This window comes from Aminipila butyrica, from assembly GCF_010669305.1.
In the GTDB taxonomy this organism is placed as follows: Bacteria; Bacillota; Clostridia; order Peptostreptococcales; family Anaerovoracaceae; genus Aminipila; species Aminipila butyrica.
The window spans coordinates 51,953-63,243 of the sequence record NZ_CP048649.1; the positions used below are offsets into that span (position 1 = coordinate 51,953).

11 protein-coding genes are annotated in these 11,291 nt (G+C 46.7%); 3 read left to right on the top strand and 8 right to left on the bottom strand.

The genetic code is table 11. The features are described from left to right. Positions 1-9: 9 nt before the first annotated feature. Genes Ami103574_RS00250 through rsxC form a run of 6 tightly spaced genes read right to left on the bottom strand, consistent with a single transcriptional unit; the run spans position 10 to position 4,940 of the window. Positions 10-828, bottom strand: a complete 819-nt coding sequence (locus Ami103574_RS00250) for an RnfABCDGE type electron transport complex subunit B (protein WP_163064756.1) — start codon at positions 826-828, stop codon at positions 10-12. 13 nt (positions 829-841) lie between these two features. Next, entirely contained in the window at positions 842-1,432 is a 591-nt protein-coding gene (rsxA, locus tag Ami103574_RS00255; protein WP_163064757.1) for an electron transport complex subunit RsxA, read from the bottom strand. Then, positions 1,429-2,106 carry an electron transport complex subunit RsxE gene (gene rsxE, locus Ami103574_RS00260; protein WP_163064758.1) on the bottom strand — a complete coding sequence of 226 codons (678 nt, stop codon included), beginning with the start codon at positions 2,104-2,106 and terminating at the stop codon, positions 1,429-1,431. The genes rsxA and rsxE overlap by 4 nt, the downstream gene beginning before the upstream one ends. Next, a complete protein-coding gene (locus tag Ami103574_RS00265) occupies positions 2,103-2,681 on the bottom strand; it encodes an FMN-binding protein (RefSeq protein WP_163064759.1) in 579 nt (192 codons plus the stop codon). The genes rsxE and Ami103574_RS00265 overlap by 4 nt, the downstream gene beginning before the upstream one ends. Beyond that, the gene (locus Ami103574_RS00270) at positions 2,681-3,628 is read right to left on the bottom strand and encodes an RnfABCDGE type electron transport complex subunit D (RefSeq protein ID WP_163064760.1); all 948 of its coding nucleotides are present in this window, start codon (positions 3,626-3,628) and stop codon (positions 2,681-2,683) included. Before Ami103574_RS00270 ends, Ami103574_RS00265 begins: the two co-directional genes overlap by 1 nt. Next, the gene (gene rsxC / locus Ami103574_RS00275; protein WP_163064761.1) at positions 3,618-4,940 is read right to left on the bottom strand and encodes an electron transport complex subunit RsxC; all 1,323 of its coding nucleotides are present in this window, start codon (positions 4,938-4,940) and stop codon (positions 3,618-3,620) included. Before rsxC ends, Ami103574_RS00270 begins: the two co-directional genes overlap by 11 nt. Before the next feature lie 268 nt (positions 4,941-5,208). Here rsxC and Ami103574_RS00280 point away from each other — a divergent pair, with 268 nt between their 5' ends. Further along, positions 5,209-6,111 (top strand): LysR family transcriptional regulator, encoded by a 903-nt coding sequence (locus Ami103574_RS00280; RefSeq protein WP_163064762.1) that lies wholly within the window; start codon positions 5,209-5,211, stop codon positions 6,109-6,111. Positions 6,112-6,265: 154 nt separating this feature from the next. On the opposite strand, the gene Ami103574_RS00285 is transcribed toward Ami103574_RS00280, so the two are convergent. Continuing rightward, positions 6,266-8,836 carry a heavy metal translocating P-type ATPase gene (locus tag Ami103574_RS00285; RefSeq protein WP_163064763.1) on the bottom strand — a complete coding sequence of 857 codons (2,571 nt, stop codon included), beginning with the start codon at positions 8,834-8,836 and terminating at the stop codon, positions 6,266-6,268. A 29-nt stretch (positions 8,837-8,865) separates the two neighbouring features. Then, entirely contained in the window at positions 8,866-9,294 is a 429-nt protein-coding gene (locus Ami103574_RS00290) for an ArsR/SmtB family transcription factor (RefSeq protein WP_246213168.1), read from the bottom strand. Positions 9,295-9,622: 328 nt separating this feature from the next. Between Ami103574_RS00290 and Ami103574_RS00295 the strand changes: the two genes are divergently transcribed. Then, complete coding sequence (locus tag Ami103574_RS00295) at positions 9,623-10,522, top strand: YitT family protein (RefSeq protein ID WP_163064764.1); 900 nt, start codon at positions 9,623-9,625, stop codon at positions 10,520-10,522. Positions 10,523-10,609: 87 nt separating this feature from the next. Continuing rightward, complete coding sequence (locus tag Ami103574_RS00300; RefSeq protein ID WP_163064765.1) at positions 10,610-11,287, top strand: GTP pyrophosphokinase; 678 nt, start codon at positions 10,610-10,612, stop codon at positions 11,285-11,287. Positions 11,288-11,291: the final 4 nt, after the last annotated feature.

Here is an 11,291-nt window from a genome sequence, read left to right on the forward strand (position 1 = left end):
TTAGCATTTTTAGCTCTGCTGCACAGCCGCCGTTTTTTTCTGTACTCTCAAATTGGCGATAGCTTGCGTAGGACATTCCTTTTCGCAAAGTCCACAATTCCGGCACTTATCGAATAAGATTCGGGCTAAATTGTTTTCTACTTCTATAGCCTCAAACGGGCAGACCCTTTGGCATTTCCGACAGCCGATGCAAGCTACCTTGCAGGTCTTCCGCGCCTTTGCTCCAGGCTCTGTGGAATTGCAGGCCACGAACACCCACTTCTTCTTATCTGACATGGTGATAACCTGATTGGGACAAGCCTGCTCACACATACCACAGCCCACACAGACGTCCCTATCCACCACGGCTACCCCATTGCAGATTCGAATAGCCTCATATTGACAGACCGAAACACAGTCCCCGAAAGCTAGACAGCCCTGTGCGCAAGCCCAATTGCCCCCATAAAAGCTTTTAGCTGCTGCACAAGTGGCGATTCCGGTGTAATCCATAATCTGCTTCGTATTTTCATAACTGCCCTGGCATCGGACCACCGCTACCTTCGCCTGCACCGAACCGGCTTCTACGCCCAGAATGGCGGCCACCGCCGAAGCTACCTGACTGCCTCCTACTGGACACAGCGACGGACTCAAGGAACGGTCATCACCTATGGCAGCAGCATAATCATCACAACCTGCAAAACCGCAGGCTCCACAATTAGCCCCCGGGAGCACCTCCCGGATCTGAGCCACGGTTTCATCCACTGGCACAAAAAATACCTTAGAAGCCAGAGTAAGAACCAGGCCTGCAATCAGCCCCATTCCTATCAACAATATCACTGGTACAACCATTTCTCTGCCTCCTTTACTCAAATATTCCCTGTACTACACCGCTGAAACCCATAAAAGAAAGGGAAAGGATTGCCGCTCCCATAAGCACCATGGGAATGCCCTGAAAGGCCTTCGGCACATTGGCATTATCCATCTTTTGTCTCATACCAGAAAACAGCACCATGGCCAGTAGAAAGCCTACTCCCGCTGCAAACGAATTAGCCATGGATTCCACAAAATTAAACTCACTTTTAATGTTCATAATGGTCACACCCAAGACCGCACAATTGGTGGTTATCAAAGGCAGATAAACGCCCAATGACCGGTGGAGAGCAGGAATAAATTTCTTTAAAAGCATTTCCAGAAACTGCACCAGCGCAGCGATGATGAGAATAAACGCTACCGTCTGCAAATATTCAATTTCATATTTATCCAGCAGAAAGGTCTGAACCGGCCAAGTGCAGGCCGTGGCCAGCACCATGACAAAAGTCACTGCAATACCCATGCCTACCGAAGAATCTAATTTCTTAGACACCCCTAAAAACGGACAGATTCCTAAAAATTGCGCTAGGACAAAGTTGTTTACCAGTGCCACGGACAACATAATCATTAATATTTCCTTCATTTCCCGCAGCCCCCTTCCTGTGCCCTCTGACAAGTGGTGCTCATGGCACAGCCTTCACAGCCAAAGTCTTTCTTTTTTATGGCCCGTCCTTTAGATACATAATTAATCATAGCAACCAGCAGCCCATACACGAAAAAGCCGCCTGGGGCCAGCAAGAAAATGGACATTGGTGTAAAGCCATTTCCCAGAATCGGAAAGTTAAACAGCGTTCCTGCTCCCAGCAATTCCCGAATCACCCCCATGCACCCCAGCGCAAAGGTAAATCCCAGGCCCATTCCCAGGCCATCCAGCGCCGAGTCCAATACGGAGTTTTTATTGGCAAGCATCTCTGCTCGGCCTAAGATGATACAGTTCACCACAATCAGCGGAATAAACAAGCCTAACGCCTTATCCAGGCCAGGCGCGTAGGCTTTAATCAAGAACTGTACGCAAGTTACAAATCCAGCGATAACCACAATATAGCATGGAATCCGTACCTTGTCGGGAATGATGTTTTTCAACATGGAGATAACGACGTTAGAACAGATTAGCACCACCATGGCCGATATGCCCATGCCCAGTCCATTGATTACACTGGAGGTCGTGGCTAACGTGGGGCAAGTGCCCAACAGCAGCACGAAGGTGGGATTTTCCTTAATAATTCCTTTAGTTACGATACCTAGCTTAGTCCTCACTTTACACCTCCTGCTCCTTCAAATTGCGCCAGAGCTCGCTGAACACCGTGGTAGACCCCATCAGAAGTAACCGTGGCTCCGGTCACCGCATCCAGCTGAGGATTGAGCTTGATGGAAGCGGTGCCTAGCCCTGCGGCATCAGGAATAATCTCTGCTGCAATCTTACCATTGTATTGACTCAGGTATTCCGGCGTCTGGGCTTTAGTACCCAACCCCGGTGTATCAGAATGAGCTAAAACTTGCACTCCTGTCACGACGCCCTGTCCGTCTATGCCGACCATCACTGTTATCAAACCGCCGTAGCTATCGGCAGTAGCCGTGATGGCCGCACCAGCACCATTATCCGCTATGTAAAAGTCGGTGATACCTTCTTCCAGCGTTCCGGTGTAGGCCGAAAAGGTTCCCGCTTCCGGAAGAACCACCGCCCGTGCTTCGTCTGCGGTTTTCGCCGCCATCTTTTCAATCAGAGGCAGAGTCACTGCATAAACCTGAGCCAGTGCCACAGAAACCACTAGGCAAATCAACACCAGCACCAGAGTAGGCTTGATGTATTCATTAAACGTTTCCCGTTCCATTATTTCTCGCCACCTCCCAGCAATCTCCGCTCACAAAAGTTATCAATGTGAGGCGTGATGATATTCATCAACAAGATGGCAAAGGAGACTCCCTCTGGATAAGACCCAAAGACTCGAATAAGCATGGTAAAACATCCACAGCCTACTCCGAAAATCAGCTTGCCCAAAGGCAGTCTTGGCGAAGTTGCATAATCCGTAGCCATAAAGAAAGCACCAATCATAACTCCGCCTGCGGTTATATGAAAAATCGGATCCTGTCCGGCCGCCAGCGCTAAAACAGCAACCGTGGCAATAAAAGATACCGGAATGATGGGAGAAATGACTTGCCGCCAAATCAGAAAAATACCTCCCAGCAGGAGTGCTACTGCACTGACTTCACCCATGGAACCGCCGATAACGCCTGAAAACATATCCAAGTTAGAAGGCAGCACGCCATTTCCTTCCTTTAATATGCCTAAAGGCGTAGGCCCGGTCACCGCATCCGCTGCTCGCAGTGCTCGAGGCAGCGGCCAGGTGTTCATCTGAGTGGTAAAGGAAAGAAACAGCACAATCCGTGCTGTAATAGCTGGATTGGCCACATTCTGCCCCAACCCACCAAAGAGGCCTTTGACGATGACAATGGCCACAAAGCAACCGATGACAGCGATGAGGTAAGACAGATTCGATGGCAGATTAAACGCCAGCAACACGCCTGTCACCATGGCACTTAAATCGCTGATCGTCTGTGTTCGCTTGGTCATCACGTTAAACAGATATTCAAAAGCCACACAGGCAGCCATGCACACTAAGGTCAGGGAGAGTACCCGGTGACCAAAGACATAAGTACTTACTCCCAGAGAAGGTATTAATGCCAAGAGCACCGCCCCCATGATGCGGGAGGTGTCCACTGGACTAACGAGGTGGGGTGCTGAAGAGACAATCAAATTGTCATAAGCTTTATTTCCCATGAGCAGCTGCCTCCTTTATGATATTTTTTCCTAACTTATTGTTGAAGCTCAGAGGCTTTCTGGCCGGACAGACGTAAGAGCAGCTGCCACACTCCATACACTGCATAACCTTCAGCCGCGCCAAAGCCTCTAGGTCTCTTTTATCCACCGCTGTTGAAAGCTGTACTGGAAGCAGCTTGAAAGGACAGGCCCGGTGACAACGCCCACAGTTAATGCAGGCTGTTTCCTCTTGAATCCAGGCTTGTCTCCCCGAAAATACCAAAAGAGCATTGTTATTTTTAATCACCGGTAGTTGATCTGTAAAGACAGCTCGGCCCATCATTGGCCCACCCATCAAAATCTTGTCCGGTTTTTCTTTATAGCCCCCGCAGAATCCAATTACATCGGAAATTTTTGTCCCCAAGGGGCACAGTACATTGGCTGGTCTGGTCACCGCATTGCCGTCTACGGTGATTCGCTTTTTAATAAGAGGAATGCCGTCTTTGAAGTATTGTCCTACAAAGGCAATCGAGGCAACATTCGAGAGAATAACGCCCACCTCTGCCGGCAGTACTCCCGCATCTAAGGTTTTTCCCGTGATCTCATAGATCATAACTCGCTCTGCACCCTGAGGATATCTGGACCGCAAGGGTATAATCTGAATATTAGAAAGTCCTTTTTCCCGAATCAGCCGTGCTAAACCCTCTATGGCATCTGGTTTATTGTCCTCCACACCGATAAAACATTCCTTTAGTTCTAGGTATTTCATGACCAAGAGGCTGCCTTCTATAATATTCTCGGCCTCTTCCAGCATAAGTCGATGGTCGGAAGTAATAAAAGGCTCGCATTCTGCCCCATTTACAATTAAAGTCGTGATGTCTTTGGGTTTAGACGGCGCATACTTGATATGGGTAGGAAAAGCGGCGCCCCCCAATCCCACCAGCCCACTAGATCGAATGGCTTTTACAAAATCTTCTCTGGTCTTGACCTGGGGTCTCTGAATATTCTCCCACAAGGTCTGCTCCTTGTCGGCTTCGATAATCACCAGCTGATCCTCTCCGCCGGAAGCCGATCGAACGCCTTCCACACCTACCACCGTGCCGGAAACGCTGGCATGGACAGGTGCACTGACAAATCCTTCTGTATCCCCAATGGGTTGTCCTACCTGAACCCGGTCTCCCACGGCCACCAATAGGTTGCAAGGAACGCCTATGTGCTGAGACATAGAAAGATAGACAAAATCGGGAGTCGGCAGAACTTCCGTAGGCTTTTGTGCGGTATCCTTCTGGTGAGGTACTACAATACTCTGTAGATGTTTTTTCCTTTGAAGCATATATTTCTCCTTCCTAATGTGTCCTGCTGCACAAGCCACATCGCTGATTTGCTTAAGAATTATGTTGACACAGCCTGGCAGCTCTACACAATAGAAAGCGGCTATTGCTATATAAATTCTTTTAATGCATCGTTCTAAATCTATTGAATTCACAAAAAACTTATGATAGAGTAAAGAATATCTACGCTACAGTATACCATAAAGGGACAATACCGTGGCATGAAACCTTTCTTTTTGCTTTATCTCAACATATTCAGGAGAAAAATTTATGAACATCAACCATTTACGATACTTCCAGGAAGTATGCAAATATAATAATATCACGAAGGCTTCCGAAGCGGTCCACGTATCTCAGCCTTCCATCACAGCGGCTATTAAAGAATTGGAAAATGAACTGGGTTATCAGTTGTTTAACCGAGTGAACAATCGAATTTCCCTGACGGACGACGGCTCATCTTTCCTTTCCAAAGCCAAAGACTTTATCAATAGCTATGATAACTTTCACCGAGAATCATTAGATATTGGTAATAAAACCCACGTAGTTCTGAAGGTAGGAATTCCGCCAGTGCTGGGAACCTTTATGTTTAAAAAGTTTTTTCCCGCCTTTGAGCAGCTGCACCCCAACATCCGCCTGCAAATGTTTGAAATTGGTACCATATCCGGCCTCAAACGTTTAAATGAAGGGGGCTTGGATTTCCTGCTGGGGGCAATGGACGATACGGTCTATCCGCAATGTGACTCTCGGCTGATTTTCCGCACCCAGTTTGGTCTGGCGGTAGGCGAAGGAAGCACACTAGCCAAGGAGCCCTTTGCCAGCAAGGAAATGATTTATCACCAACCTTTTATCATCTTCCCCAACGGCTCTTACCACTACACCGCTATTACAGAGCATTTTAAGGAGCATCCCCTGAATATCATCATGGAAGCCAGCCAGATTTCCACCATTCGCTATATTGTGGAAAACAATTTTGCTGTGACAATCACCTATCAAGAGAGTTTCGATGCGTCCTCCAAGATTGTCCATATCCCTCTGGAGGACCCAATTAACGCTAACGTGAGCGTTCTTTGGCGGAAAAATGCTTATGTATCTAATGCCATGAAGGCTTTTATCACCTATACCTCCAGTCTAGAGGATCATCAACAGTCTAAGGTGGAGTCCTTTTGGGATTGATTCGCTAAAATTTCTGCACATAAAAATCCGGCATCTGTGGATGCTGCTTGACCGCAGCTCCATCGTTGCCGGATTTCTTTTATTTTATTGTTGTTTTAAGCCTGATTCCCTGAGCTTTCACTGAAAATTAACAGCAGGCAAGAATCCCAACAGATTATCTGTATTTGTATAAAATCCTTACAGAATTTAATACACAAAGTATCGCTACGCCAGTATCTGCAAAGACCGCCAGCCACATGGATGCTAGCCCCACCAGTCCAAGTACCATAACCAAGGCTTTTATGGCCAAGGCGAACACCACATTTTGTATGGCAACACTGCTGGCAGACTTAGCAATGGAAATAGCCTGTGGAATAGCCTCTACACTAGAGGTCATAAACACTACATCTGCCGCTTCGATAGCCGCATCGGCTCCACTGCCCATAGCTGCCCCGACGTCAGCACCGGCCAACACAGGCGCATCATTGATGCCGTCACCAATAAACAGAACACTACCTTTTTCCTTTCGGATTTCTTGTAATATCCGTAATTTATCCTCTGGCAGCAGCTTAGCAAACACCTGACTAATACCCGTAGTCTTTGCTACGGAGCGAGCGCTCTCTTCTCCGTCACCAGTAAGCATAGCGGTGGCAATCCCCCACTTGCTCAATTTAGCTATAGCTGAAGGAGCTTCCGGTTTGATCGTATCGCCGACTGTCAAAGCACCAATAAATTGACCATTTAACGCTAACAGCACTTCGCTGCCGGTGGTAGGATTGTGATAATCAGCTAGGTCAACGTTGCCATCTTGCAGCAAGGAACGATTTCCGCACAGGACCGTGCCTTCTTGAAGAGTGGCCCGAATACCCTTTCCAGCGATTTCCTCTATGCTCTTTGGTGTCTGTAGAGTCAGTCCAGCCTTTTTTGCTTCACTGACAATACTAACGCCAATTGGATGGGTAGAGCTGGCTTCACAGCTGGCCGCCAACGTCAGCAGATAAGTCTCTACATCTTGCTTGGAAACCCCGGCGGGTCTAGCAGCCATGCTCTGCTCTACTTGGGACAGATCTTTACCATTACTGATTGATCTACCTCCTGTCGTCACCCCTGAGGTCATATAGGCAATCAAGTTTCCGGTACTGATGATATTCTGAACGACGAATTCACCTTTTGTCAAAGTACCAGTCTTATCCATCACTACAGCTTTAATATTTTTCAAAGATTCCAGTGCCACGCCTCCCTTGAAAAGAATGCCTTGTCTGGATCCTGCACCTATTCCTGAGAAGAAGGCTAAAGGCACGCTTAGAACCAGTGCACATGGACAACTAATAACCAGGAAAGTCAGTGCTGTGTAAATCCAATGCTGCCAGTCCCCTGTCACCAGCGACGGAATCACCGCCGTCAACACAGCAGCTGCTACAACAAAAGGCGTATAAACTCGGGCAAAACGAGTGATAAACCGATCAATTTTCGGCTTGCTAGCCGCTGCATTTTCCACAGAATCCAAAATCCGAGTAACCATAGAATCTTCTAAAACTTTTTCTACTCGAATCTTCAAAACGCCAGAAGTATTAATGCATCCAGATACCACCTGAGAGTTTGGTGTCACCTTAACTGGTACAGGTTCTCCCGTAATAGGGGACGTATCGATTCGGCTTTCGCCTTCTATCACCACTGCGTCCAAAGGAATCCGGTCTCCCGGCTTTACCAGAAGGATGTCTCCGATTTCTGCCTCTTCCGCAGCAATTTCAGTAATGCGCTGACCTTCTACCAGAGAAACAACCTCTGGGCGCAGGTCCACCGCCTCCATAATCTGACTCCGGCTCCGCTCCACTGCCTTTTCCTCAAAGAATTCACCAATGCGGAAAAACAGCATAACGCCTACTGCTTCTGGATACTCCTGAATGGCAAAAGCCCCTAAGGTAGCTACACTCATCAGGAAGTTTTCATCAAAGACCTGACCTTTTCCGATGTTCTTTATCGCCTTTAACAATACACCACTGCCCAAAGTTAAATAGGCGACGATAAAGCAGCCCAGCCACCAGCCTAAAGCCATTTCATTATGCTCTAAGACCAGACCTACGGCAAAGAGAACCGCACCAACTACAATCTGGGGCAAGTCTCCTTTTAAAGAAAAGGATTTTTTCTGCTTCAGCTCTTTTTGAAGGGAATCTGCTTGAATCTGCCCAGGATTTTGCTTTTCGAAATCATGTTCATGATTGTGATTCGAATGGTCGTGGTCGTGCCCATGATCGTGTCCGCATCCGCAAGCCTCTTCGTGCTCATGGTGGTGCTCTTCGTGATCATGGTCATGATCGTGATCCGAATGGTCGTGGTCGTGTCCATGATCGTGTCCACATCCGCAAGCCTCTTCATGCTCGTGGTGATGCTCTTCGTGATCATGGTCATGATCGTGATCCGAATGGTCGTGGTCGTGTCCGTGATCCTGTCCGCACCCGCAAGCCTCTTCATGCTCCTTTGACTGATTGTCAGCTGCCGGCTTTAAAGCTCTCCTGCCGGTGGTCTTTCTTGATCTTTCCTTAATAACTACACCATTCTCCACCGTATTGGCCAATCTAGTCATTTCCGGCACTAAGTCATCGGGATTTTCCGCTTCTACCCGCAGCTGCTTTGTAGCAAATGTGATTGTAGCCTCTCCGACTTCCGGCATACCGCCAATCAGACGCTCAATCTTAGCTGCGCAGTTAGCACAATCGATGTTCTCTATCGTATAAACCTTTTTCATCTATTATCGCTTCCTTTCTTCCCTGATCTCTATCTGCATTTAATATGGAAGGTCCGGTCTACAATATCGTGGACTAAGGCTGCCTCTTCCGTATCTGCTAAAGTGTAATATGTCTCTTTGCCGTCTTTCCGGCTGACGATGAGTCCGGACTGTTTCAGCAATCTCAAATGGTGGGATACTGCTGGAGAGCTCATCTCAATAGCTGCGGCAATATTGGCTACACAATCCTCACTGTGGCATAACAGCCAGAGAATCTTTAAGCGTGTACTGTCGCTAATCATCTGAAAGGTGCTGGCTGTCTGCTCAAAGACGATGGCATCCGGCTTATAATGGATGAACTCCGCTGTGCGACTCCCATGGTTATGGGGCAGGGTGATGTTCAGGGGACATTCCAAACATTGGGGGTCCATCATGGGTCTATTCTTCATTTCTTGATCTTTTATTTTCTGAGCGTCCATATGCGGCTCCTTTCTCCTCTGCCTTTGGCATGTGTTGTGAAAATAAGTTGAAATCTATCATCAATTAAACGATTAAGTAACTGTTTAATCGTAGTATAAATAAAAATTCCTATTATGTCAATAGGGATCTCGATTTAATCCTTACCTATATTCTCTTCTCATGATTCAGGTTATTCCAATACCTTTTCTATGTTTCCTAAAATACTGGCTAAATAATTTCTGAAATTAAAACTCTTTTAATTCCCTCTTGCCAGCCTCCTTCCATATACGGTATTCTATTAAAGAATTCTATTTTGCAGAAGGACCTTATAATTAGGAGGATATATTTATGAAATCTACAGAAAAACTGAAACAGGCTCAACCAGCCTACCGGATACGGGATATATTGATTGTGCTTCTTGGCAGCTTCATTGTCGGAGCCGGCGTACAGCTTTTTTACGTACCTGGAAATATTTTAGGCGGCGGTATTACGGCAATCTCCATTATGCTTCACATTTTAACTGGCAGCAATGTGGCCATGACCACCTTTATACTGAACATTCCGATTCTGCTTCTAGGCTATTTTTTCGTGAACAGGCAGTTTATGATTTATAGTACCCTAGGCATGATTGGCATGACCGCCTTTATGCGGCTGCTGGAACAGGTGCCGCCTCCCTCCGACTCGCTCTTTACCTGTATCGTCTGTGGTGGGCTTTTGGTAGGAAGCGGCGGCGGCATCATGCTTAAATGCAATGGTTCTGGAGCAGGCACCGATGTCATCTGTCGAATTATCAACCGCTACACTTCTTTTCAAATTGGAACGGTTTCACTATCCGTCAATGCCTTCCTGGTTCTGCTTGCCGCCTTCTTCCTTGGCTTAGATATTGCAATCGCCACCATTACTACCCTTTTTATTACCTCCAGGGTAGTCAACTACATTCTAGACGGGATGAACTACAAGCGCATGGTCCTCATCGTCACCGATCGAGGCGACGAAATCGCTCTAGCCCTTTCTACAGAATTTGGCCGGGGGACAACTATTTCTCACGTGACTGGTGCATATCTGGGACAAGAAAAAGCTCAAGTTATGTGTACAATCAACATTCATGAGACTCCTCGCTTGAAGAACATCGTGCTCCAACTGGACTCTCAAGCCTTTATCTCCATGTATGAAAGCACGGCAGTTATTGGCAGTTCCTTCAAAAAGAAGCAGAAGAAAAAGCAAAAGAAATTATTGCAGAATCATTAAATTTCACCAAAACATTACACTTCATATATCCATTGTGATAGACTATATCGTGAAACACGCATGACTTGAAGAAAGGATTTTTGTACGATGAATGAAAGCATTTTGCCCATAGATATGGATATTCGTCAAAACTCAGATTTAAAGAACATCATGATGATATACGCTAAAATTCACAAGAATTATACTGCCGCTATACGAGAAGTGAAAACTAAACTGCAAAACCTGGACGACGACTTCCAGTTGCTGCATAAACACAACCCCATTCATCACATGGAGAGCCGCATAAAATCCCCAGAAAGCATCCTGGAAAAAGCCAATCGAAAAGGATTCTCCTCCGACGTGAACCAGATGTGCAAACAGATGCTGGATATCGCTGGTATACGAGTTATCTGCTGCTACATAAATGATATTTATATTGTAGCCGACCTACTGAAAAAACAGAGCGACCTGAGTATTATCCGTGAAGTGGATTACATTAAAAACCCCAAGGATAACGGCTATCGCAGCCTTCACCTAATCGTGGAAATACCAGTATTCTTTGTTCATCGAGTAGAAAAGATTCCTGTAGAGATTCAAATCCGCACCATGGCCATGGACTTCTGGGCCAGCTTGGAGCACCAGCTGCGCTACAAAGCGGAAGGAGAGATTCCTAAGTTTATTGCTGAAGAATTGAAGGAGTGCTCAGAAAACATCGCCCATTCCGACTTGCAGATGCAAAAGGTCCACAGCTTCCTTGAAGACCTAGACCGATTTACACCAAAATGATGAA

Bases quoted from the DNA above. Each gene is read 5' to 3' on its own strand.
- Ami103574_RS00250 (WP_163064756.1), bottom strand. From the start codon at position 828: ATGGTTGTACCAGTGATATTGTTGATAGGAATGGGGCTGATTGCAGGC.
- rsxA (WP_163064757.1), bottom strand. From the start codon at position 1,432: ATGAAGGAAATATTAATGATTATGTTGTCCGTGGCACTGGTAAACAAC.
- Ami103574_RS00265 (WP_163064759.1), bottom strand. From the start codon at position 2,681: ATGGAACGGGAAACGTTTAATGAATACATCAAGCCTACTCTGGTGCTG.
- Ami103574_RS00270 (WP_163064760.1), bottom strand. From the start codon at position 3,628: ATGGGAAATAAAGCTTATGACAATTTGATTGTCTCTTCAGCACCCCAC.
- rsxC (WP_163064761.1), bottom strand. From the start codon at position 4,940: ATGCTTCAAAGGAAAAAACATCTACAGAGTATTGTAGTACCTCACCAG.
- Ami103574_RS00280 (WP_163064762.1), top strand. From the start codon at position 5,209: ATGAACATCAACCATTTACGATACTTCCAGGAAGTATGCAAATATAAT.
- Ami103574_RS00285 (WP_163064763.1), bottom strand. From the start codon at position 8,836: ATGAAAAAGGTTTATACGATAGAGAACATCGATTGTGCTAACTGCGCA.
- Ami103574_RS00290 (WP_246213168.1), bottom strand. From the start codon at position 9,294: ATGGACGCTCAGAAAATAAAAGATCAAGAAATGAAGAATAGACCCATG.
- Ami103574_RS00295 (WP_163064764.1), top strand. From the start codon at position 9,623: ATGAAATCTACAGAAAAACTGAAACAGGCTCAACCAGCCTACCGGATA.
- Ami103574_RS00300 (WP_163064765.1), top strand. From the start codon at position 10,610: ATGAATGAAAGCATTTTGCCCATAGATATGGATATTCGTCAAAACTCA.